A 22,852-nucleotide genomic window follows, 5' to 3' on the forward strand; every position below is an offset into this window, starting at 1 on the left:
GACCGCGCAGACCACACCACCGGGAGGGGCGGCCCAGCCGTGACCGAAGAAGGCAAGCTCACCGAATACCTCAAGCGCGTCACCGCCGACCTCATCAAGACGCGCCGGCGGGTGCAGGACCTGGAGGCGGAACGCCAGGAACCGATCGCCGTCGTCGGCATGGCCTGCCGCTACCCCGGAGGGGTGCAGTCCCCGCAGGACCTGTGGCACCTCGTCGACGCCGGCACGGACGCCATCACACCGTTCCCGCGCGACCGGGGCTGGGACATCGAGCAGGTCTGCCACCCCGACCCGGAGCACACCGGCACCAGTTACGTCGACCGCGGCGGATTCCTGCACCAGGCGGGCGACTTCGACGCCGCCTTCTTCGGGATGAGCCCCCGCGAGGCCCTGGCCACCGACCCCCAGCAGCGGCTGCTGCTGGAGATCACCTGGGAGGCCGCCGAGCGGGCCGGCATCGATCCGGCCGCGCTCAAGGGCAGCGACACCGGGGTGTACGTCGGGGTCATCGCCCAGGACTACGGCCCGGTCACCCCGCACGGCGTCCCCGCCGGCATCGAGGGGTTCGCCGTCGGCAACCAGACCAGCGTGGCCTCCGGGCGGATCGCCTACACCCTCGGACTCAAAGGGCCCGCGATCACCCTGGACACCGCGTGCTCCTCCTCCCTCGTCTCGATCCACCTGGCCGTGCAGGCGCTGCGGAACCGCGGCTGCGCCCTCGCGTTCGCCGGCGGCGCCACCGTGCTCCCCAGCCCCCGCGGATTCATCGAGTTCAGCCGGCAGCGCGGCCTGGCCCCCGACGGCCGCTGCAAGCCGTTCGCCGCCGCCGCCGACGGCACCGCCTGGGCCGAGGGCGCCGGAGTGCTCCTGCTGGAGCGGCTGTCCGACGCCCGCCGCAACGGCCACCCGGTGCACGCGGTCATCACCGGCAGCGCCGTCAACCAGGACGGCGCCAGCAACGGCCTCACCGCCCCCAGCGGCCCCGCCCAGGAACAGGTGATCCGCCAGGCCCTGGCCGACGCCCGGCTGCTCACCGCCGACGTCGACGTCGTGGAGGCGCACGGCACCGGGACCCCGCTCGGCGACCCCATCGAGGCCGACGCGCTGCTCGCCACCTACGGGCAGGGCAGGCCGGCCGACCGGCCGCTGTGGCTCGGTTCGGTGAAGTCCAACCTCGGGCACACCCAGGCGGCGGCCGGGGTCTGCGGCGTGATCAAGATGGTGGAGGCCATGCGCCACGGCCGCCTGCCGCGGACCCTGCACGTCGACGTGCCGTCGCCGCACGTGGACTGGTCGGCGGGCGCGGTCAGGCTGCTCACCGAAGAGGCCCCCTGGCCCGCGGTGGACCGTCCGCGCCGGGCCGCCGTCTCCTCCTTCGGCATCAGCGGCACCAACGCCCACGTGATCGTCGAACAGGCCCCCGAGCCGGAGCCGGCCCCCCGGGAGCCCGGCACCGGCGAGCCCGGCACCCAGCCCTGGATCCTCTCCGCGCGTACCGAGGCCGCCCTGGCCGACAGCGCCAGGCGGCTGCTGCACCACCTGCGGACCCGGCCCGAGGAGACGCCCGCACGGATCGGCAGGACCCTGGCGTCGACCCGCTCCTCCCTCGAACACCGCGCGGTGGTCGTCGGAACGGACCACGCCTCCTTCGCCGACGGCCTGCGCGCGCTGTGCGAGCACGGCACCTCGCCGCGGCTGCGCACGGGCACCGCCGGGGCGCCGCCCCGCACGGCGTTCCTGTTCTCGGGCCAGGGCGGCCAGCGCCTCGGCATGGGCCGGGAACTCCACTTCGCCTACCCGGCCTTCGCGACCGCCTTCGACGAGGTCTGCGAGGCCCTGGACCGGCACCTCCCGCGGCCGCTGCGGAACGTCGTCTGGGCGTCGGGCAACGGGCCGGACGCCGGCCTGCTGGACCGCACCGAGTACGCCCAGCCCGCCCTGTTCGCCCTCCAGGTCGCCCTGTTCCGGCTGCTGGCGGCCTTCGGCGTGCACCCGGACCACCTGATCGGACACTCGGTCGGCGAGCTGGCCCTCGCGCACTGCGCCGGCATGCTCTCGCTGGAGGACGCCGCCACGCTGGTCGCGGCCCGCGGCCGGCTGATGCAGACCCTGCCCGACGGCGGTGCGATGATCGCCGTCGAGGCCACCGAGCAGGAGGCGCGCGAGGCCGTGGACGGCCTGGAGGACCGGCTCGGCATCGCCGCCGTCAACGGTCCCCGGGCCGTCGTCCTGTCCGGGGCGGCAGCCGAGGCGGAGCGGATCGCGGAGCGGTGGCGCGTCCAGGGCCGCCAGGTCCGCCGCCTCACCGTCAGCCACGCCTTCCACTCCCCGCTGATGGACCCCGTCCTGGACGACTTCCGCCGGGTCGTCGCCCAGGCCGACTTCCAGGAGCCCCGCATCGCGATCGTCTGCGGCGCCACCGGGGCGAGCGCCGACGAACGGCTGCGCTCGCCGGAGTACTGGGTGGAGCACCTGCGCGGCACGGTGCGCTTCCACGACGGTCTGACCCGGCTGCGCGAACTGGGCACCGAGGCGTACGTGGAAGTCGGCCCCGACGGTGTGCTCGCGTCGCTGGTCCAGCGGACCACGTCCGTCACCACCCCCGCGGACCCGCAGACCGCGCCGGGCGCGGTGCGGGTGGTCACGCCCCTGCTGCGCCGCGACCGGCCGGAGCCCGAGACCCTGCTCACCGCCCTGGCCGTGCTCCACGTCGAGGGGACCGACGTCTCCTGGAGCCCAGCCTTCGGCGGGACCGGCCCGGAGCCCGCCGAGCTGCCGACCTATCCCTTCCAGCGCAAGCGCTACTGGCTCCCCTCGGCCCCCGCCGAGGACCGTCCGCCGCAGGAGCGGTTCTGGACGGCGGTCGACCGCGGCGACGTCGGGGAGGTCGCCCGGATCCTGGGCACGGACGACGACCGCCCGCGCACCCTCGCCGACCTCGTCGCCGGCCTCGCCGCCTGGCGCGGACGCCCGGAGACCGCCGCGTCCGCCGACGGCGTCGTGCACCGGACGGTCTGGCCGTGGACGGCCGTGCCCGGCGTGCCGCTGCTGACCGGTCACTGGCTCGCCGTGCTGCCCCCCAACGGCGCGCGGCAGCCGGACCTCTCCGCGGTCACCGCCGCCCTGACCCGCGCCGGCGCGGAGGTCGTCCCCGTCGTCCTCGACGACGGCGCGGACGTGGCCGCCGCCCTGCGGGCCGCGCTCGGCACCGTCACGCGGGCGGGCGCGCAGACCCCGGACGTGGCCGGCGTCCTCTCGCTGACCGCCTGCCACGGGCGAGCCGAGGACCCCGACGAGGACGTCCCGGCGGACCTCCTGACGGCCCGTCGCCTCGACGCGGCCCTCGCGGAGGCCGGCCTGGACGTGCCCTTGTGGTGCGTCACCCGGGCGGCCGTCGCCCCCGACGGCGACCGGCCCGGCACCGCCGCCGCCCTCCTGTGGGCGCTCGGTGAGACCCGGCGCTCCGCCAGGACGCCGTGGTACGGGCTCGTCGACCTGCCGGAGACACCCACCCGGCGCGAACTGGACTGGCTGACCGCGGTGCTGGCCGACCCGACGGGACCGGACCACGTGGCGCTGCGTCCCGGCGGTGTCCGGGTGCGGCGCCTCGCCCGCGACACGGCGTCGCCGCCGGCCACGGTACCGGCCCTGACCGGCACCGTCGTGATCACGGACGGGGGTGCCCGGCTGACCGGGGCGGCGGCACGCTGGGCGGCGGAACGCGGCGCCGGCCACATCCTGGTGCTCGCACGGCCCGGCCGGCCCTTCGCCCCCGCGGAGGATCCGGCCGCCCTGACGCACGGCCGCCCCACCACGGTCGTCCCCTGCGATCCCGCCGACCGGTCCCGGCTGGCCGCCGCCCTCGCGGCCGTACCGTCCGAGCACCCGCTCGGCGCGATCCTCCACCTCGGCCCGGCCGGCGACCCGTGGGACCCGGCCGGCCAGGACGCCGGCGTACGGGCCGCGGCCGACGCCGCGCGCCATCTGGACGACCTCACGCGGGACCGCCCGCCCGCGCACTTCGTGCTGTTCTCCCGGTTCGGCAGCCCGCTCGACGGGGGCAGCCGGATCGAGGACGCGCTCCTGCACACCGTCCACGACGCACGGGTACTGCGGCGCCGAGCGTCCGGGGCGTCCGGGGTCAGCGTCGCCTGGAGGCCGGCGGACGACGCCGGGTCCGATCTGGTGGCCGCGCTGGACCGCGCGTTCGCCGGCCGCGAGCCCTCGCTCGTGGTCGCCGCCGTCCCGCTCACCCAGCTGCTCACCGAGTACGCGGGACGGTCGGCGCACCCACTGCTGCGCGACCTGTTCGACCCGGCACCCGCCGACCGCGATCCCGGCGCCGCGGACGAGCGCAACCGGCTCACCACGCACCTGCGCGGACTGCCGGCCGGGGAACGCCACAGCGCGCTGCTGTCACTGGTGCGCAGGAGCACCGCGTTCGCGCTCGGGCACAGCACCGTCGACGCCGTGCCCGAGGACGTCGCTTTTGTGGACCTGGGGCTCACCTCGTTCACGGCCTTCGAACTGCGCAGCAGGCTCGTCGAGATCACGGGCATCGAGCTGCCGCTGTCGGAGATCTACGAGCACCCCAGTCCGTCGGCGCTCGCCGGCTACCTGCACGCGGCGTTCGAGGGCGTGAGAGCGGCCTGAAGGATGCCGAGCCGAAGGACGCGGGAGGACGCACAGGGCGGGTTCGGCCGCAAGGCCGCCGAGGACGGTCGGGAAGGGAGTGACGGGCACCGTGGATGCCGCTGACATGAAGGTCGACGCCGATGTGGTGGTGGTCGGAGGAGGGCCCGTCGGACTGTTCCTGGCAGCCGAACTCGGGCTGGCCGGAGCCTCCGTGGTGGTCGTCGAGAAGCTCGGCCGGCCAGGCCGCGCCGACAGTCCCGCACTGCGCGGAATCACCACGCGCACGATGCGCACCCTCGCCCTGCGCGGACTGGACCGGCCGGTCGCCCGGGCCGCCGAGCAGGCCCTGCGCGGGCTGATCAGCCGGGCGAGCGGCCGGGACGCGCGGCAGGCGCCGCCCCGGCCGGTGGACGGCCAGGTCACCTCCACGACCCTCGGCAGCGGCGGGGCCACCAAGGGGCACTTCGGCATGGTGCCGCTGACCGATCCGGCCGGTGACTTCGCAGAGGTGGCCCTGCTGCCGGTGCCGTACGCCGCGCTGCTCGAGGTGTTCGCGGAGCGCGCCGTCCGGCACGGCGCCGAGATCGTCCGGGGGCGCGCCGTCGCGGACCTGGTGACCGGCCCGCGGGGCGTGACCGCCTGCCTGGAGGACGGGCAGCGGATCCGGGGCCGCTATCTGGTGGGGGCGGACGGCGGGCGCAGCGTGGTGCGACGCCTGGCCGGATTCGACTTCCCCGGCACCGATCCCACCCTGTTCGCCGTCGGCGGCGAGGACGTGACCCTGCTCGGCCCGCGGCAGCTGCCGCACGGCTTCACCAGGACGCCGCGCGGGGTCCTCATGGTCGACGTCGTCCCCGGCCAGATCGTCGCCCTGGAGTACGACGCACCGCCCGCCGCGCGTCTGGCACCGGTGACCCGGGAGGAACTCCAGACGGTGCTGCGCCGGGTGAGCGGAACGGACGTCACGGTGGCCTCCGTCGGCGCGCCCTTCCGCTACAGCGACAACGCCCGGCAGAGCTCGGCCTACCGGCGCGGCCGGGTGCTGCTGGCCGGTGACGCGGCGCACGTCCACTCGCCGTTCGGCGGGCAGGGGGTCAACCTCGGCATCCAGGACGCGGCCAACCTCGGGTGGAAACTGGCCCGGGTCGCGCGCGGCACGGCACCGGCGGAACTCCTGGACACCTACACCACCGAACGGCATCCCGTGGCGGCCCGGGTGCTGCGCAACTCGCGCGCGCAGGCGGCCCTGCTGCGGTACGGGCCGGAGGTGGACGCCCTGCGCGAACTCCTCACGGACCTGGCGGAACTCCCGCAGGCCAAGGCGCTGCTGATCGGCATGGTGCACGCCCTGGACATCACCTACGGCAGTGACGGCGGGCATCCGCTCGTCGGTACGTTCCTGCCGGAGCCGGTGACCGCCCGGGCGGACAGCGGCCCCGGGCCGGCCGTCGCTCTCGCGGACGGCCGTGGTCTGCTGGTGGGCGCCGCGGACGCGGCCGACCTGTGCGGGATCGCGCGGTCACGCGACGACGTCCGCTGGGCCGAGGGGTGGTGCCCCGGCCACCCGGAGGTGGCCGCGCTGCTCGTCCGCCCGGACGGCTACGTCGCCTGGGCGCGCGACCACGGCGGCGAGCACGACTCGCCGACCGCGGCGCTGGACCGCTGGTTCGGCCCGTGCCCGGCCGGGTTCGCGACGGCCTGAACCGCTCCGGCGTACCGCTTCAGAGGGAGTTTGGCGCGCTTCGGCACAGTGCTGTCATGTCCCCGCACATCGGCCGCTGCCTCCGGTTTCTCTACGACGCCCTGGTCGCCCTCGGCCAGTGCTGGTGCCACGTTCCGCCCCCGCCCCCGGTCCTGACCGGGCCCCCGCCGGGCCACCCCGAGCGGCTGTGCCCGCCGGGCACGGAGAGCGAGGCCGAGCGGATGCTGTTCCGCCGGCTGCGGTCGCAGACGGACGGCACCGCTCAGCCGGACAACGCCATATGACGACTTCAGGACGCCGTCCGAGGGCGGTGTCACGTCGAGAGAAGGAGCACGGCAGATGACCCCTCAGCGACTGTCCACCGACGACCCGCAGCAGATCCTCGACCTGGCCAATCGCTTCGCCGAGGCACAGGCGCTGCTGGCCGCCGTGGAACTCGGACTCTTCACCGCCCTGCGCGGGGGCGGGGCGACGGCGGACGAGCTGTGCCGCCGGCTGGAGCTGGACCCGCAGCCGGCGGCGGACTTCCTGCACCTGCTGATCGCCCTCGGCCTCCTCGACAAGGACGGCGAGAAGTTCCGCAACAGCGAGGCCGCGGAACGCTTCCTGGTCGAGGGGGAGCCCGGTTACCTGGGCAGCTCGCTGGGGTACTACAGCCGCCTGATGTACCCGTCGTGGGGCACGGTCGCGGGGGCGCTGCGGGGCACGGCGGTGGGGAGCGGCGACGCGCCCCGGGGCGACCACTGGACGAGTGGGTTCTACGCCTCGGTGGTGGGCGACCGGGGCACCCTGGAGGACTTCCTCGACGGGCTGGACTCCTACAACTCCGTTCCGGGGCAGCTCCTCGCCGAGGCGGTCGACTGGTCCGGGTACGGCAGCGCGCTCGACGTCGGCGGTGCCCGCGGCCATCACGCCTCGCACATCGCCCAGGTCGCCCCGCACCTGTCGGTGGGCGTCTTCGACCTACCGCAGCTCAGGCCGCACTTCGAGGAGTTGATGGCCAAGAGGGGAGTGTCGGAGCGCACGCGCTTCCACGGCGGCGACTTCTTCACCGACGCGCTGCCGGCGGCGGACGTCGTCATCTTCGGCGACGTCCTGCACAACTGGTCGCCCGACGTCCGCCGGATGCTGGTCCGCAAGGCGGCGCAGGCCGTCAACCCAGGGGGACTGCTGCTGGTGTTCGACCGGATGATGGACGACGGGCGCTCCGACAAGGCGAAGCTCATCGCCAGCCTCAGCATGTTCCTGGCCACGCGGGGCGGCGGCTCCGAGTACCTGGAGTCCGAGTGCCGCGGCTATCTCACCGAGGCGGGCTTCGAGGGCGTCACGGCGCGGCCCTTCGGCACCGCCGGCCATGTGCTGGTGACGGGTGGCAAGCCGCGCTGAGCCGCGGCGGACACGACGAAGGCTGCGGAGGCGGACCGCCTCCGCAGCCTTCGTCGTGCGGCTCAGGCGTGCAGGTGGATGCGCAGGTTGACGGTCATGGTGGAGACCGGCAGGATCAGGCCCCACTCCCGGGTGCCGGTCAGCCCGAGGAACTTGCCGCCGGTGCCGATGGCCGGGAACCGCGCCCACTCGCCGCCGAGCATGAGCTGCCGGTCGATGGTCCCGCTGGAGCGCAGGGTGCCGTCGGGCAGCTCGATCGCCTCGTCGTAGTGGGTCATCAGGTGCCCGTTCGGGGCGACGTGCGTGGCGGTCACCATGCCCACGGTGTGCCCGATCGTCGCGCCGTCCGCGTCGTAGATCTCGTCGAAGTACACGATGGCGTCCCCGACCTTCTGGATGGGGAGCGGCTCGTTCTGGCCGATGTAGTGGTACTTGACGGTCTTCTCCGTCACGTTGTCGATGACGATGTTCTCCATGGCACTCCCTGAGGTCGGCAGGACAACGGCACTTCTGGAACCACGTCCATGGTCGAGTCGGGCGCTAAAGGCCTCCTTGCGCCGGTCTTTCGCAGAGGGGCGGGAGCGCCGTCCGGGACAACGCCGCCGGCCGGCATCGTGGGTGATGCCGGCCGGCGGTGTGTGGGGGGTGTTTCAGGGGCTCGTGCGGAGGTGGATGGCGGCGCCGGGACAGAGGGCGACGGCCTCTTGTACGGCCGCCAGACGGGCCGCGGGCACCTCGGGGCGCAGCAGGACGGAGGTGCCGTCGTCCTGGTCCTGGTCGAAGACGTCCGGGACGAGCCGCGCGCACTGCCCGCCGGCGATGCACCGTGCCGTGTCGACCGTCACCGTGGTCACGGTGTCCGCCTCACCCGGGCCGCCGGTCACCACGTGACCGGCACCGAGTCGTAGCCGTAGATCAACGTCTCACGGGTGAACGGCAGTTCCTCGACGGGCACGGCGAGGCGCAGACCGGGGATCCTGGCGAACAGGGTGCTCAGGGCCACCTCCACCTCCAGGCGGGCGAGGTTCTGGCCCAGGCACTGGTGGATGCCGTACCCGAAGGCCAGGTGACCGGGGCGGCCCTCGCGGCGCAGGTCGAGGCGGTCCGGGTGGGCGAAGACGTCGGGGTCGTGGTTGGCCGCGGCGGTGGACAGCAGCATGCCCTCGCCCTCGCGGATGACCCCGTCCGGCAGTTCGATGTCCGCCGTGGCCACGCGGTTGGTGACGTGGTCGGCGTGGCTGACGAAGCGCAGCAGCTCCTCCACCGCCGCGGGGGCGACAGAGGGGTCGGCCTTGAACAGGGCCAGCTGCTCCGGATGGGTCAGCAGGGACACGGTGCTCAGCGAGATGAGGCTCGCCGTGGTCTCGAACCCGGCGATCAGCAGGAGCAGGGCCAGGCCGACGAGGTGCTCGCGGTCGGTCAGGCCGTTCTCGTCGAACCTGAGGACCAGCTTGCTCAGCAGGTCGTCCTCTTCGGGAGTGTCCGCCTTGGCATCCACCAGCTCACCGAGGTAGACCCGCATGTCGGCGAGGTTGCCGGCCCACTCCTCCGCGCTCGCGGTCCGGCTCACGACGGTGCGGGCACGCTTCTGGAACATGTCCCGGTCGGCATAGGGGACCCCCAGCAGCTCGCAGATCACGAGGGAGGGCAGCACCAGGCTGAGCTGCTGCACCAGGTCGGTCGGACGGGGGCCCGACAGCATGCGGCCGACGCACTCGTCGACGACCTCCTGGATGTACGGGCGCATGCTCTTGACCCGCCGGAAGGTGAACTCGCTGACCACCGTGCGCCGGTACGTGGTGTGCTCCGGCGGGTCGAGCCACGGCAGCACGCCCTTCTTGTCGACCGCCTGCTGTCCCTCCACCAGGGAGGGGAAGCCGGGGCGCATGGGGTCCGAGCTGGCCCGGGGGTCGCCGAGCAGCTGACGCACGTACTCGTGCTTGGTGATCAGCCAGGCGGTCCGGCCGCCGCTCAGAGAAACCCGGGTCATCGGCGACTGCGCCCGGATCGCGGAGTACTCCGCAGGGGGCTTGAACGGGCACTCCCGGAGGATCGGAAATGCTGTGGAGCCCGCGTCGGGCGCCGGTTCGGCCACGGTACTCTCCCTCGGTCCGTGAACGGTGTGACGCTCCGCATGCTCGCGTCGCGCACTAAAGCCACCCTTAAAGTCGGCCGGCCGCGTACGGCCCGGAAAACGCCGGCTGGGGCGCCCCTTGCCTCAGGGACGCCCCAGCCGGTGCGGAGCACCGGGGGAGAGTGCTCACGCCTTGGCGGAGGGCTTGGGGACGCGGATCACCAGCAGGGCGACGGCCAGGGCGCAGCCGACGAACACGATGCTGCCGGTGAAGGCGCTGCGGACGCCTTCCGTCACCACCTTGTGCACCGCGTCGACGCCCGTGCCGGCGTGCTTGGCGGCGTCGTCGGCGGACGTGCCGTACACGGTGACCAGGATGGCCAGGCCCAGGGCACCGCCCAGCTGCATCATCGTCTGCAGCACGCCCGAGGCCGCGCCGGCGAGCTGCTGGGGGACGCCGCTGAGTACCGTCACGTTCGTGGGCATCAGGCAGCAGCCCGCGCCGACCCCGAAGAGCAGCATCGGACCGAGCACGCCCGTCACGTAGCTGTCGGAGACCGAGATGGTGCTGAGCCAGACCGCCGTGACGGTCATCAGCAGCGCGCCGACGACCATGAACCGCTTGGCGCCGTGCTTGGGCAGCATCTTCGGCACCGCCCGCGCCACGACGAACATGCCCAGGGTCATCGGCAGGAAGGCGAGGCCGGCCTGGATCGGGGAGAACTCCAGGACGTTCTGGATGAACTGGCTGAGGAAGTAGAACAGGCTGAGGATGGTCGCCGTGAACATCAGCATGTTGGTGTAGGCGGCCGTGCGGGTGCGCTCCGAGAACAGCTGGAGCGGGACGATGGGCTGCGCGGCCCGGCGCTCGGCCAGCAGGAACGACACGAGCAGGACCACGGCGGCGGCGAAGCAGGTCAGCGACACCGCGTTGCCCCAGCCCTCGGAGGGCACCCGGATGAGCCCGTACACCAGGGCCGTCACACCGGCGGTGCCGGTGATCGTCCCGGCGAAGTCGAAGCGGCCCGAGTGCGAGGGGGTCTCCCGGATGCACATCGGGGCGAGCACCGCCACCGCCAGGCCGATGGGTACGTTGACGAACTGGATCCACCGCCAGGACGCCAGGGAGGTCAGGATGCCGCCCAGGATCAGACCGAGCGAGGTTCCGGTGGCGGCGGTGGCGGAGTAGATGCTCAGGGCCCGGTTGCGGGGCGCGCCCTCCTCGAAGTTGCTGGCGATCAGGGCGAGGGTGCCCGGTGCCGCCATCGCCGCGCCCACTCCCTGCAGCGCCCGGGCCGTGACCAGCAGCCACGGCGTGCCGGCGATGCCGCCGAGCAGCGACGAGACCGTGAAGATCACGGTGCCCACGACCAGCACCCGGCGCCGGCCGAACATGTCGCCCATGCGGCCGCCGAGCAGCAGGAGGCCGCCGAAGGCGAGCAGGTAGGCGTTGATCACCCACGACAGGCCGACGGGGGAGAAGCCCAGGGCCTTCTGGATGCTGGGCAGCGCGATGTTCACGATCGTGGAGTCGATGGCCACCATCAGGTAGCAGGTCACGATGACCGCGAGGGTGAGGGCGGAGCGGTTCGGCCGTAACGACGCGCTCGCCGGCTGCCCCGGTGCGCCCGGCTCGTCCTTGGCGGGTGGCGAGCCGACGGTGTTCTGGTTGGACATGCTGCTCCTTGGAGGACCGGGGCGATGGGGGCCGCGCGCTGTCGACGACGCCGAAGAGCCGGAGCGGGATACCGCCGGCCGCGCGTTCACTCAACGAGCGTAGAGTGAAGCGGCACTTACGGTCAACTCGTGTTGAGCGAAGCGGTTAGCATGGATGTGTGAGTACCGAAGAGCCCCCGCTCTCGCGAGCTGAGCGACGCCGCTCGACCGAGAAGCGCATCCTGAACGTCGCGCGTCAGCTGTTCGGTGAGCTCGGTTACGACCGTGCGACGATCCGGAGCATCGCCAAAGCGGCCCAGGTCGACCCCGCCCTGGTGATGCAGTACTTCGACAACAAGGAGAACCTCTTCAGGCAGGTCGTCCGGCTCGACGCCGCGGAGACCGCCCCGGAGACCGCCGACCCGCTCATCGCGCAGCTCATGGCGGGCCTCGGCGTGAAGCTCGCGGGCATGCCGGCCCCTTCGCTGGCCATGCTCCGCTCCATGCTCACCCACCCGGACATGGCCGCGGAGATGCGCGAGACGTTCGACCGCCAGATCAAGCAGGTCTCCGCGGTCATGGAGGGGGAGGACGTCGAGCTGCGGGCGGCACTGCTGATCATGGCCCACCTGGGCGTCGTCGTCGGCAAGCACCTGCTCGAACTCGAACCCCTGCGCGACACCCGGCCGGAGCGGATCATCGAGCTGCTCGACCCCTGCTTCAAGACCCTGGCCGATCCCGCGCCCTGACCCCCGACCGCGACAGCGGCCCGAGGCGGCGGGCCGCTTCCTCCGCGAGGGGGACGTCTCCTGCGCCGGTGCCGCGGGCTCAGCCCGTGTGAGGCCGGGCCAGACCGTGGTCGTAGGCGAAGATCACCGCTTGGATGCGGTCGCGGGCGCCGATCTTGGACAGGACGCGACCGACGTGGGTCTTCACCGTGGACTCCGACAGCACGAAACGCGCGGCGATCTCCCCGTTGGACCAGCCCTTGCCGATGGCGACCAGGATCTCGCGTTCGCGGTCGGTGAGGGCGCCCAGGCGCGGATCCTCGGCAGAGCCGGCCCCGCCGGGGGGCACGAGACGGGCGAACTCGTGCAGCAGGCGGCGGGTGAGGGCAGGCGCGATCACCGCGTCGCCGACGGCCACGGCGCGGATGCCGGCGAGGAGTTCCTCGGGGCGGGCGTCTTTGAGGAGGAAGCCGCTGGCTCCGGCGCGCAGGGCCGCGTAGACGTACTCGTCGATGTCGAAGGTGGTCAGGACCAGGACCCGGGAACGGTCGCCGGCGGCGACGATGCGGCGCGTGGCCTCGATGCCGTCCATGCCCGGCATGCGTACGTCCATGAGGACGACGTCGGGGCGCAGTTCGGCAGCCTTGCGGACGGCCTCGCTTCCGTGCGCGGCCTCGCCCAGCACCTGCGTCTCGGGCACGGAGTCCAGGAGCATGCGGAAGCCGTATCGCTGGAGCGGCTGGTCGTCCACGATGAGCACGGTCGTCATCGGACGCCGGCCCGGGGAGCGAGGTCGAGGGTGGCGCACACCGTCCAGCCGCCACCGGCCGGGCCCGCGCTCACGTGTCCGCCGTAGAGAGCCGCTCGTTCCCGCATGCCCACCAGACCGTGTCCTTCCTCGTTCGCCGGGCCGGGACGGCCGGCCGGTACGGACGGGCCGGAGTCCTGGACGGTGATGGTCAGCAGTGTGTCCTCGACGACGACCGCCAGGTTCGCACGGGCGCCCGCACCGGCGTGCTTGAGGGTGTTGGTCAGTGCCTCCTGCACGATGCGGTAGACCGCGAGCTGCACCCCGCTGTCGAGGGCGTCGACGTCACCGGCCGTACGGTAGACGACTTCCAGGCCGGCGGCGCGCACCGCCTCGCACAGCGCGCCGATGTCCGCGAGACCGGGCTGGGGGCTGAGTTCCGGCTCCCCGCGCGGGCCGTCCGGCTCGCGCAGGACACCGAGCACCCTGCGCAGTTCGCCCAGGGCCTGGCGGCCGGTGTCGCCGATGAGGTGCAGGGCCTCCCTTCCCCGCTCCGGGGAGGCGGCGGTGGCGTAGGCGCCCGCGTCGGCGAGTGTGATGATGACGGACAGGTTGTGGCCGACGATGTCGTGCATCTCGCGGGCCACCCGCGCCCGCTCGGCAGCGACGGCGAGCCGGCCCCGCTGGTCGCGTTCGGTCTCCAGCCGGGCCGCACGGTCCCGCAGCCCGGCCAGCTGCGCCCGCCGGATACGGATCATCAGACCGAGCGCGAGGGCCGCGGTCGCCGTGCTGAGCAGGAAGAAGAGCGCGTCCCCGACCGGGACCGCCGCCGACAGCCTGGCCGCGACCAGGCCGAGTGCCCCCGCTGTCACCGCGCAGGCCCACGGCAGCTGCCGCAGCCGTCCGTGCAGGGTCAGGCTGTACAGGGCGACGAGGAGGGCGACGTCCGCGCGGAGGGCGGCGCCGACAGCCCACTGGAGGGCGAACACGGCCGTCACCGCGCCGAAGGCCACCGCGGGTGCCCGGCGCCGCCACAGCAGCGGCAGCACCAGCCCGGCCTGGAAGGCCAGCACCCCGGCGACGGGCAACCGGGTGAACGCCACCCGGAAGCGGTGTGGTCCGTCACCGTCGCCGTCCCCGCCGGCCAGGCCGGCGGCGTGCAGCAGGTCGGGCAGGCAGAACACCACGAGGATCAGCACCACCACCGCGCTGTCCAGGACCCACGGGCGGGCCCGGTCGGCGCACCGGAGCCGCTGGCCGGCCCGGCCGAGCCGGGCGACCAGCGGCCCCATCCCGCTGAGCTCTTCGGTGGTCACTGAGGTCACCAGCCCATGATGCGGTGGCCGCGCTCAGACGTCGCTGCGCAGCAGCCGGTACGACGCACCGGCGAGTGCCAGCGCTGTCCAGCCGAGGAAGACCGCGAGTCCGGCGCCGGGCGACAGGGTGGTCGAGTCATGGGTCAGGGCGAAGACCGACTCGCCCGCGTGGCTGGGAAGGTAGGGGGCGATGTGCCCCTGCCACGAGGTGGGCAGCAGGGAGACCAGTCCCGGGACCAGCATGAGGGCGGCCACGAGCACCGAGATGCCGCCGGCCACGGACCGCAGCAGCGCGCCGAGGGCGGTGCCGATCACGCCGACCAGGCCGAGGTAGAGCCCGGCGCCCAGCAGGCTGCGGACGACACCGGCGTGACCGAGACCCAGGGCGGCGGGCGTGCCGGAGACGATCCGGCTGCCGACGAGGAAGGCGACGAACGCGCCGGCGGTCGCGATCACCAGCGCGACCGCGCCGAGCACCGCCGCCTTGGACCAGAGCACGGGCAGGCGGCGCGGCACGGCCGCGAGGGTCGAGCGGATCATGCCCGTGGAGTACTCGCCCGCGGTGACCAGCACGCCGAGCACGCCGAGGGCCAGCTGGGCGAAGTTCGTGCCGAAGAGGGACAGGCTCACGGCGGTCGCGGTGGCGAAGTCGCGGTCCAGGTGCCGGCCGGAGCCGACGGCGGAGCGGTAGTGGCTCGCCGCGATGACACCGAACGCGACGAGGAACAGCAGGCCCAGTCCGAGGGTGATCCAGGTGGAGCGCAGGGACCAGAGTTTGGCCCACTCCGAGGCCAGCACGCGCCGTCCGGTCACCCGGTAGACGGGCCGCGACGTGGCGGCCGTGGCGGTCCCGGGTGTCTCAGGGGTCTTCGGGGTCGCCGTGAGGGTGCTCATGCCGCGCTCCCGGAGGTCTCGGTGCCGGTCGTGGAGCCGTGGTACTCCACGGCGTCCCGGGTCAGTTCCATGAACGCCTCCTCCAGCGACACCGCCTTGGTGGTCAGCTCGAACAGGGGGATGGCGTGCTCGGCCGCCTTCAGGCCGATCTCCCGGGCGGAGACGCCGGTCACCTGCAGCTCCTCCGAGCCGATGCGGCCGGTGATCTCCACGCCCGGCCCGGCGAGCACGTCCCGCAGCCGCGCGGGGTCGTCCGTCGCGACGCGCACGGTGTCGCCGCCGGCCTCGCGGACCAGGTCCCGCACGGTCGTGTCGGCCAGCAGCCGCCCCCGCCCGACGACGATGAGGTGGTCGGCCACCAGCGCCACCTCGCTCATCAGGTGCGAGGAGACGAACACCGTGCGCCCCTCGGCCGCGAGGGAGGTGAGCAGGTTGCGGATCCACAGGACGCCCTCGGGGTCCAGCCCGTTGACGGGCTCGTCCAGCATCACGGTCTGCGGGTCGCCGAGCAGCGCGGCCGCTATGCCGAGCCGCTGGCCCATGCCGAGGGAGAAGGCACCGGCCCGCTTCTTCGCGACGCTGCCGAGGCCGGCGAGCTCGACGACCTCGTCGACCCGGCGGCGCGGGATGCCGTGGGTGAGGGCCAGGGCGCGCAGGTGGTTGTGGGCCGAGCGGCCGGGGTGGATCGACTTGGCCTCCAGCAGCGCGCCCACCTCCTGCAACGGCGCCTCGTGGCGGGCGTAGCGCCGGCCGTTCACCGTGACGGAGCCGCTGGTCGGCGCGTCCAGCCCGACGATCATGCGCATCGTCGTGGACTTGCCCGCACCGTTGGGTCCCAGGAAACCGGTCACCGTGCCCGGCTTCACGGTGAAGTCCAGACCGTCGACGGCTGTCTTCTCCCCGTACCTCTTGGTGAGCTGCTGTGCCTCGATCATTCACGTTCTCCCTCGGACTTCGGCGCCCGTGCCGCCCGGCGCCTCCTCTCTCACGCTAGGGCCGTGACCTGCCGTATCCGGTGGTACCGGGGGGTGAACCAGGCCGGGCGGGTGGTACCGGGGTACTACGATCCGGGTCGCACCGAGCCGGGTGCGAGGCCGCCGGCGGCCGACGGCCGTCCCGGCGCGGCCACGGCCCCGGTGCCCGCGCGCGGACGCTGTCCGCGCTTCGCGCCGGGCCCCCTGGTCGTCCGCCTGAGCATGACGCGCAAGGACGTCACCGGACCCGGGCCCGCCGCCCGACACGCGGTCTGACCTGCCACGCGCAAGGCCTTCAGGACGCGTACAGGCACCCTGTGCCACGGTCGTGGACCACGGCCGCCCGGCGGCCGGCTCATCCTCATAGGGCGCTCGTCCCGCTTCCCGGGGGCGAGCGCCCTGTCGTACGACCGGACAGGAGAGTCGCCTTGGAAGAACCGGAGGTCCTCACCGACCTCGACGTGGCGGGCACGTCGGGCACGGCCACGTCGGTGATGAAGAAGCTGCCCGAGGTCACGCTGGCGTTCTGGATCATGAAGATCGCCGCGACGACCCTGGGCGAGACGGCGGGCGACCTCTTCGCGCAGACCCTGAAGCTGGGCTACTTCCTCACCACGGTCGTGCTGTTCCTGGTCTTCGTGGTGACGCTGGTGGTCCAGCTCCGCTCCAGTCACTACAACCCGTTCTTCTACTGGACCGTGATCCTGTCGACCTCCATGGCCGGCACGACCATGTCCGACTTCATGAACCGCGACGCCAGCGCCAGGTACCTCTCGAACGGCGCGACGAAGCTCGGCTGGGGGCCGCAGGGTCTGGGCCTGGGCTACCCCGCGGGGGCCGCCATCCTCCTCTCGATCCTCCTGGTGATCTTCCTCGTCTGGAAGCTGAGCGGGATGACGTTCCGGATCCGCGACATCGTCACCTTCCGGGGCGAGGCTCTGTTCTGGTCGGCGATCCTCGTCTCGAACACCCTCGGCACGTCCATGGGCGACTTCCTCTCCGACAGCTCCGGCCTCGGCTACCTGGGCGGTGCGCTGCTCGTGACCGGGGTGCTGGCCGTGCTCGCGGCGCTCATGAAGGTGCCCGTGGTGCCGAACGTGCTGCTGTTCTGGACCGCCTTCGTCCTCACCCGCCCGCTGGGCGCCACCGCGGGCGACTTCCTCACCAAGCCGGTCGCCAAGGGCGGCCTCGACCTGGGTACCGCGGGCTCGTCCGCCGTGCTCCTCACCGTCCTGTTCGCGCTGATGGCGTACGCCCACGTGCGGGAACGCCGGTCGGTGAAGGAGGGGCAGGCACCGGTCACCCGGCGGGCAGACTGACCGTGAACCTAGCCCCCGGTGTGTGCCCGGGGTCGTGCGTCACCTCACCGCCGACGGCGCGGGCCAGACGGCGCGCGAGCGGCAGCCCCAGGCCCGCGCCGTCGTGCCCGTCGCCGGGGTCGGCGCGCCGGCCGGGCTGGAACAGCTCCTCCCGGAACGCCTCCGGCACACCGGGGCCGTCGTCGACGACGTCGATCCGTACGGCGCCGGGGATGCGCCGCGCGGACACGGTCACCCGGGAGTGGGCGTAGCGGACGGCGTTGGTCAGCAAGGGGCTGAGGATGCGTTCGAGGAGGGCGGGGGCGACACCCGCCTCCAGCTCCGGTGCTTCCGTCTCCACCGCCGTCTTCACCCGCTCCGGGCGGTCGAGACGCCGGAGCAGGCGGTCGAGGACGGGCAGGATGCCCGTCGTCCCGGGGACCGTCGCCGGACGCAGCGCGCTCTCGCGGGCGTCGTTCAGGAGGGTGTCGCAGATGGTGCGCATGGACCGGGCGGCCTCGGCGATCACCTCGTGGGTGGCGCGGGTCTCGGCGTCCGTGCGCGGGCGGCCCCGCCACCAGTCGAGTTCCATGACGATCCGGGTGAGCGGTGTGCGCAGTTCGTGGGACAGCTCTCCGGTCAGCTGCTGTTCGTGGCGCAGGACGGTGCGTGTGCGGTCCAGCAGGGCGTCGAGCGAGGCCCCGAGGCGGGCGAGTTCGGCCGGGTGGTCCTCCGTGCCGAAGCGCTCGTCGGAGCCCATGGCGCTCCACTGGGTGGCCTGGTCGGTCATCGTCCGCACCGGGCGCAGTGCCCGGCCGACGGCCAGGCGGGTGAGGACGTAGGTGCAGCCGAGCATCACGGCGTCCAGGACGAGTGATCCCATCAGCAGGGTGCCGGCCGAATCGCGGTACGGGGTCAGGTCCAGGGCGGTGACGACGGTGGCGGTGGCGCGGCGGCCGGGGACGCGCTGGGCGCACAGCCGGACGGGCCGGTGGCCGTGTGCCCGGACGGTCGCGCAGGTGTCCCCCGGCCGGGCGGCCAGCCGGTCGGCGGCCCGGGCCGGCGGGTCGCCGGCCGTGGCGGACGGCGGCTTCTCCAGCAGACGGGTTCCGGCGTAGATCCACACGTGGGCGTCGAGGAGGCGGTCGTTGACGGTCTCCAGGACGCGCACCCGGCGGCCGGTGGTGTCGACGGTCGCGGCCACGGCTGCCGCCCGGCTGCGCAGTTCGTCGTCCGCCTGGTGCTGAAGGTGCCGGTCCATCACGGCGTTGAACACGACGGTCAGGACCGTCATCAGCAGGGCCGCGGCGGTCAGCGCCACCAGGGAGAGCCGGCCGCGAAGGGTGCGCGGGGTCAGGCGCCGCAGGACACGGGGGGCACGGTTCATGACAGGCGGTGCCCGATCCCGCGCGCCGTACCGATCGTCAGGCCGCTGCCCGCCTCACGCAGCTTGCGGCGCAGCCGGCTCAGGTACTGGTCCAGGGTGTTGTCGCTGACCTGCGCGCCCTCGGGCCAGCCGGCCCGCAGCAGATCGCGGCGGCGTACGAGGGCGCCGTCCGAGGCGGCGAGCGTGGCCAGCAGCCGGAACTCGGTGGGGGACAGGGTGAGGCGGGCGCCGCGCACGGTCGCGCTGTGGTCCACCGGGTCCAAGGCCAGGTCACCGGCCGAGGCCACCCTCGTGGTGACCGTCCGTCTGAGGGCGGCTCTCAGCCTGGCGGCGAGCTCGGCGAGGTGGAAAGGCTTGGCCAGGTAGTCGTCGCCGCCGGCGGAGAAGCCGGACAGGCGGTCGGTGAGCCGGTGCCGGGCGGTCAGGAAGATCACCGGTCCCAGGAAGCCGTTGGCGCGCATCGCCTGGCACACGTCCCGGCCGTCCGCGTCGGGCAGGCCCACGTCCAGCACCGTCGCCGCGATGCCGTCGGCCGCCAGCCGCAGGGCGGTGGCACCGTCGGCGGCGGGGACGGGCTCGAAGTCCTCCTCGTACAGGCCGCGGCGCAGGACGTCACGCAGGGCGTGATCGTCCTCCACCACCAGGATCCTGGGGCGCATGGTCCTCCGTCGGCTCGGCGGCCGGAATCGTCGTGCGGTCGAGGAAGGCGGCGGGCGGGACGCAGGCAGCGGCGCACAGGCACGTGGCCAGCCAGCCCACGGCGAACAGCCAGCCGCCCATGACGTCGGTGAACCAGTGCACGCCCAGGTAGATCCGGGTCAGGCCCACCAGCAGACCCCAGCAGGCGACGGCCGTCCGCAGGGCCGTGCCACCGCGCGGGGCCCGCAGGGTCAGCGCGAGGATCAGCATTCCGGCGGTCAGGGCGGACGTCGTGGTGTGCCCCGACGGGAACGCCCAGCCGCCGGCGTGCGCCGCCCAGTCCGGCTGCGGTGGGCGCGGCCGGTGGACCAGCTCCATCACACCCATGCGCAGCAGCTGCCCGAGCCCGAGGCAGGCGAGGCAGAGCGCGGCGGCCTGCCACCGCTGCCGCGCGGTACGCCCCATCACGGCGCCGGCCAGCGCGGCGAGCAGATAGGGAACGACGCCGGTACCGGTGCCGGTCACGCCGCGCGCCACGGCCACGGCCGTCTCCGGGCGGTGGCCGACCGCCCAGGTGTGAAGGCCGTGGTCGAGCCAGAGCGGAGCACCGGCCCGGCCGCCGACGACCATGGCCAGTACGGCGAACGCCGCCCACGCGCCGAGGGCGACGCTGCCGGCCAGCTCGGCGGCCTCCTTGCGGTTCACGAGGCCGACAGCAGCGGACGCAGCGGAGCCGACGCGGCCACCCGGCGGGCCAGTGCCGGAGCACCGCGCCGGACAGCGAGCATCGTGACGAGAGCGATCAGCCCGCCCACCACCAACCCGGTCACCACGTCGTGCGGGTAGTGCACGCCGACCCAGACCCGTGAGGCCGCCATGGCGGCCGCCGCCACGCAGGCAACCGCGCCCAGCCGCCGCGAGACGAACAGCAGCGCCACGGCGGCAGCCGCGGCGATGGCCGCGTGGTTGCTGGGGAACGACCAGTCACCCGGCGCCGGACAGGCCTCCAGGGTGCTCACCCGCAGGCTCCGGCACGGCCGGTCCTCGCGCACCGCCAGCTTGAGCACGGCGTTGACGCCGTACGCCAGCACCACGACCACCGGAACGGCCAGCGCGGTCACCGCCGCTGTCGCCCCGGTCCGCCGGGCACGCCACCAGCCGGCCACCATGAGCAGGGCGAACAGCGCCAGCCCGTAGGCCGACCACAGCGTCACCGCGGTGTCCAGCCAGCCCGGCGAGCGGTGCGCGAGATCCGTCACGTCCCGATAGGCGGAGCCGTCGATCGACGCCCCGTCGAACGCGAGCATCATCGACGGACCCCCTTCGCCCCGGCCCGGCCGCGGCCGCGGCAGAACTCCACGGCGAGCGGCACCAGCGATATCACGACGATCAGCGCGACCAGCGGCAGCAGATAGCGGTCCACGTTCGGGATCGAGGAGCCCAGCGCGTACCCCGCCAGGGTCAGGCCGAGGCTCCACACCAGGCCGCCGGCGATCTGCCACACGGTGAACACCCGGACGGGCACCCCGAGCGCTCCCGCCAGCGGATTGAGCACGGTCCGCACCACGGGCACGAACCTGGCCAGGACGACGGCTCTGGCGTGCCCGTAGCGGCCGAGCAGTTCCTCGGCTCTCTCCGCTCCCTCACGCAGCCGGGCCGAACGGCTGCGCGCCAGCAGGACACCGCCCGCGCGGCGCCCGATCAGGTAACCGCACTGGGCGCCGGCCAGCGCGCCCACCGCCGCGGCCACCAGCAGCGGACCGAGGGACAGCTTCACGCCGTGCTGCCCGGTGCCGGTGCACAGCAGGCCCGCGGTGAACAGCAGGGAGTCACCCGGCAGGAAGAAACCGATCAGCAGGCCCGTCTCGGCGAACATGACCGCCCCCACTCCCAGCACGCCGAAGGCGGCCAGGAGCGACTGCGCGTCAAGCGGGTTCACCGCGAGCTGCGACGACAGAACCACAGGTGTGGTCATCGGCAAGGGTCCTTTCCGGACGGACGACTGGGCGCACGGCGCCCGGCATGCGCGCCCCCAACGGTCTACAATCCCGTAGACGGTCTACGGAACTGTAGACGATCGTGGGGGGAGGATCGTTCCCATGGGCCTGGCGAAGGACGAACGACGACCGGCGGGTGAACTGGAGGCCGCGGTGATGGCCGCGCTGTGGGCCGCGGGCGCCCCGCTGACTCCCGCGCAGGTCCAGGCCAGACTGGCCGGCGGCCTGGCCCGGACCACCGTGACGACGATCCTGTCCCGCCTGCACGAGAAGGGCACCCTGCGACGGGAGCGCCAAGGCCGCGGCTACGCCTACCGCCCGGTAGAGGATCCACACGGTCTGACGGCGCTGCGCATGCACAGCGAACTCGACCGCGACAGCGACCGCGAGACGGTCCTGGCCCGCTTCGTCGCCCAGCTCAGCTCCGATGACGAGCAGGTGCTGCGCCGGCTGCTGGAGGAGGGCCCGTGACGCTGCTGATGCTGCTCCTGCCGCTGCTCCTGCCCTGTGCGGCGCTCCTGCCGGCCGGCCGGCACCTCGACCGCTGCTCACCGCAGGCCGCGCTGTGGACGCTCACCCTCTCGGTGCTGCTCCTCGCGGCCGGTACCGTGACGGCGCTCGGCACGCTCGCCCTGACCGGCCTGCTCAGGATTCCGGCGTTCGCCGTCCTCGCCGAGCTGGTGCGGCCGCTGCCGACGCCCTCCTCGCGACTGGTCCTGTTCCTGGCGGCCCTGGCGGCCGGCCTGCTCGTGACAGCCGTCCTCGCCGTCGGCCGCTCCGTCGTACGGCAGGCCGCCGGGCTGCGCACCGCCCGGACCCAGGCCGGCCGTCGGCCCGCCGCGGGCGACCTGTGCGTCGTCGAGTCCCCTCGCCCCGACGCCTACGCCCTGCCCGGCCGTCCGCCCCGCATCGTCGTCACCACCGCCATGCTCCGCAGCCTCGACGCATACGAGCGCGAGGCTCTCTTCGCGCACGAGCGTGCCCACAACAGGGGTGGCCACCACTACTTCCTGCTGGCCGCGGAACTCGCCGCCCACTGCCATCCCGCGCTGCGCCCGGTCCGCGAGGTCATCGGGCTGGCCGCCGAGCGGGCCGCCGACGAGGCCGCCGCCGCCACCGTCGGCGACCGGCGCGTCATCGCCCGCGCCATCGCCCGCGCCGCCCTGGCGGCCCATGCGGCGGACGCCTCCCGGCCGGCGGTCACCCCCGCGGCCACCTCGGGCCCCGTGCCACAGCGCGTGACCGCCCTCCTCCACCCCGCCCCGCACACCCCGCGGGCCATGTCGTGGATGGCAGCCCTGCTGGCCGCCTGCGCGCTCCTGTCCTGCGCCACCGCGGCGGCCGGCGCGCTCCACGTCCACCAGGACATCGAGGTCGCCCAGGCAGCGGCCGGCCGCTGAGCCGCGGCACGGGCCTGT

At 73.7% G+C, this 22,852-nt stretch carries 21 protein-coding genes; 8 read left to right on the forward strand and 13 right to left on the reverse strand.

The annotated features are described in order from the left end of the window. Positions 1-39: 39 nt before the first annotated feature. From AB0947_RS39070 to AB0947_RS39085, 4 genes are all read left to right on the forward strand, one after another. Complete coding sequence (locus AB0947_RS39070) at positions 40-4,653, forward strand: type I polyketide synthase (RefSeq protein ID WP_366755139.1); 4,614 nt, start codon at positions 40-42, stop codon at positions 4,651-4,653. A gap of 91 nt (positions 4,654-4,744) precedes the next feature. Continuing rightward, complete coding sequence (locus AB0947_RS39075; RefSeq protein WP_366755140.1) at positions 4,745-6,337, forward strand: FAD-dependent monooxygenase; 1,593 nt, start codon at positions 4,745-4,747, stop codon at positions 6,335-6,337. Between the two features lie 56 nt (positions 6,338-6,393). Further along, on the forward strand, positions 6,394-6,621 hold the full coding sequence (locus AB0947_RS39080) for a DUF6059 family protein (RefSeq protein ID WP_366755141.1): 228 nt from the start codon (positions 6,394-6,396) through the stop codon (positions 6,619-6,621). A 55-nt stretch (positions 6,622-6,676) separates the two neighbouring features. Next, the gene (locus AB0947_RS39085; protein ID WP_366755142.1) at positions 6,677-7,723 is read left to right on the forward strand and encodes a methyltransferase; all 1,047 of its coding nucleotides are present in this window, start codon (positions 6,677-6,679) and stop codon (positions 7,721-7,723) included. 62 nt (positions 7,724-7,785) lie between these two features. Here the strand turns inward: AB0947_RS39085 and AB0947_RS39090 are convergent, their stop codons facing one another. The 4 genes from AB0947_RS39090 to AB0947_RS39105 all read right to left on the reverse strand — a co-directional run bounded on the left by AB0947_RS39090 (position 7,786) and on the right by AB0947_RS39105 (position 11,474). Then, complete coding sequence (locus AB0947_RS39090) at positions 7,786-8,199, reverse strand: hypothetical protein (RefSeq protein ID WP_366755143.1); 414 nt, start codon at positions 8,197-8,199, stop codon at positions 7,786-7,788. Between the two features lie 174 nt (positions 8,200-8,373). Beyond that, on the reverse strand, positions 8,374-8,577 hold the full coding sequence (locus AB0947_RS39095) for a ferredoxin (RefSeq protein WP_366755144.1): 204 nt from the start codon (positions 8,575-8,577) through the stop codon (positions 8,374-8,376). A 26-nt stretch (positions 8,578-8,603) separates the two neighbouring features. Then, positions 8,604-9,818, reverse strand: a complete 1,215-nt coding sequence (locus tag AB0947_RS39100; protein ID WP_366755145.1) for a cytochrome P450 — start codon at positions 9,816-9,818, stop codon at positions 8,604-8,606. Positions 9,819-9,983: 165 nt separating this feature from the next. Continuing rightward, the gene (locus AB0947_RS39105) at positions 9,984-11,474 is read right to left on the reverse strand and encodes an MFS transporter (RefSeq protein ID WP_366755146.1); all 1,491 of its coding nucleotides are present in this window, start codon (positions 11,472-11,474) and stop codon (positions 9,984-9,986) included. Positions 11,475-11,632: 158 nt separating this feature from the next. On the opposite strand from AB0947_RS39105, the gene AB0947_RS39110 reads away from it, so the two are divergent. Beyond that, a complete protein-coding gene (locus tag AB0947_RS39110) occupies positions 11,633-12,202 on the forward strand; it encodes a TetR family transcriptional regulator (RefSeq protein ID WP_366755147.1) in 570 nt (189 codons plus the stop codon). Between the two features lie 79 nt (positions 12,203-12,281). On the opposite strand, the gene AB0947_RS39115 is transcribed toward AB0947_RS39110, so the two are convergent. The 4 genes from AB0947_RS39115 to AB0947_RS39130 are packed head-to-tail and all read right to left on the reverse strand — an operon-like array spanning position 12,282 to position 16,074. Next, positions 12,282-12,950 carry a response regulator transcription factor gene (locus AB0947_RS39115; protein WP_366755148.1) on the reverse strand — a complete coding sequence of 223 codons (669 nt, stop codon included), beginning with the start codon at positions 12,948-12,950 and terminating at the stop codon, positions 12,282-12,284. Then, a complete protein-coding gene (locus tag AB0947_RS39120) occupies positions 12,947-14,245 on the reverse strand; it encodes a histidine kinase (RefSeq protein ID WP_366755165.1) in 1,299 nt (432 codons plus the stop codon). Before AB0947_RS39120 ends, AB0947_RS39115 begins: the two co-directional genes overlap by 4 nt. 33 nt (positions 14,246-14,278) lie before the next feature. Next, complete coding sequence (locus AB0947_RS39125) at positions 14,279-15,139, reverse strand: ABC transporter permease (RefSeq protein ID WP_366755149.1); 861 nt, start codon at positions 15,137-15,139, stop codon at positions 14,279-14,281. Then, positions 15,136-16,074, reverse strand: a complete 939-nt coding sequence (locus tag AB0947_RS39130) for an ATP-binding cassette domain-containing protein (protein ID WP_366755150.1) — start codon at positions 16,072-16,074, stop codon at positions 15,136-15,138. Before AB0947_RS39130 ends, AB0947_RS39125 begins: the two co-directional genes overlap by 4 nt. A gap of 467 nt (positions 16,075-16,541) precedes the next feature. Between AB0947_RS39130 and AB0947_RS39135 the strand changes: the two genes are divergently transcribed. Continuing rightward, positions 16,542-17,432 carry a hypothetical protein gene (locus AB0947_RS39135; protein ID WP_366755151.1) on the forward strand — a complete coding sequence of 297 codons (891 nt, stop codon included), beginning with the start codon at positions 16,542-16,544 and terminating at the stop codon, positions 17,430-17,432. Here the strand turns inward: AB0947_RS39135 and AB0947_RS39140 are convergent. The 5 genes from AB0947_RS39140 to AB0947_RS39160 are packed head-to-tail and all read right to left on the reverse strand — an operon-like array spanning position 17,413 to position 21,412. Then, positions 17,413-18,798: a HAMP domain-containing sensor histidine kinase gene (locus AB0947_RS39140; RefSeq protein WP_366755152.1), complete on the reverse strand. Its 1,386-nt coding sequence runs from the start codon at positions 18,796-18,798 to the stop codon at positions 17,413-17,415. The two genes, AB0947_RS39135 and AB0947_RS39140, sit on opposite strands and share 20 nt — an antisense overlap. Continuing rightward, a complete protein-coding gene (locus tag AB0947_RS39145) occupies positions 18,795-19,457 on the reverse strand; it encodes a response regulator transcription factor (protein WP_366755153.1) in 663 nt (220 codons plus the stop codon). Before AB0947_RS39145 ends, AB0947_RS39140 begins: the two co-directional genes overlap by 4 nt. Beyond that, positions 19,411-20,142 carry a phosphatase PAP2 family protein gene (locus AB0947_RS39150; RefSeq protein ID WP_366755154.1) on the reverse strand — a complete coding sequence of 244 codons (732 nt, stop codon included), beginning with the start codon at positions 20,140-20,142 and terminating at the stop codon, positions 19,411-19,413. The genes AB0947_RS39145 and AB0947_RS39150 overlap by 47 nt, the downstream gene beginning before the upstream one ends. Further along, complete coding sequence (locus tag AB0947_RS39155) at positions 20,139-20,747, reverse strand: phosphatase PAP2 family protein (protein WP_366755155.1); 609 nt, start codon at positions 20,745-20,747, stop codon at positions 20,139-20,141. Before AB0947_RS39155 ends, AB0947_RS39150 begins: the two co-directional genes overlap by 4 nt. Next, entirely contained in the window at positions 20,744-21,412 is a 669-nt protein-coding gene (locus tag AB0947_RS39160) for a DedA family protein (protein WP_366755156.1), read from the reverse strand. The genes AB0947_RS39155 and AB0947_RS39160 overlap by 4 nt, the downstream gene beginning before the upstream one ends. 124 nt (positions 21,413-21,536) lie before the next feature. On the opposite strand from AB0947_RS39160, the gene AB0947_RS39165 reads away from it, so the two are divergent. Together AB0947_RS39165 and AB0947_RS39170 are read left to right on the forward strand one after the other, a co-directional pair. Beyond that, entirely contained in the window at positions 21,537-21,905 is a 369-nt protein-coding gene (locus tag AB0947_RS39165) for a BlaI/MecI/CopY family transcriptional regulator (RefSeq protein WP_366755157.1), read from the forward strand. Positions 21,906-21,913: 8 nt separating this feature from the next. Next, positions 21,914-22,834 carry a M48 family metalloprotease gene (locus AB0947_RS39170; RefSeq protein ID WP_366755166.1) on the forward strand — a complete coding sequence of 307 codons (921 nt, stop codon included), beginning with the start codon at positions 21,914-21,916 and terminating at the stop codon, positions 22,832-22,834. Positions 22,835-22,852 lie beyond the last annotated feature (18 nt).

The organism is Streptomyces sp. NPDC047841, assembly GCF_040704085.1.
GTDB lineage: Bacteria > Actinomycetota > Actinomycetes > Streptomycetales > Streptomycetaceae > Streptomyces > Streptomyces argyrophylli.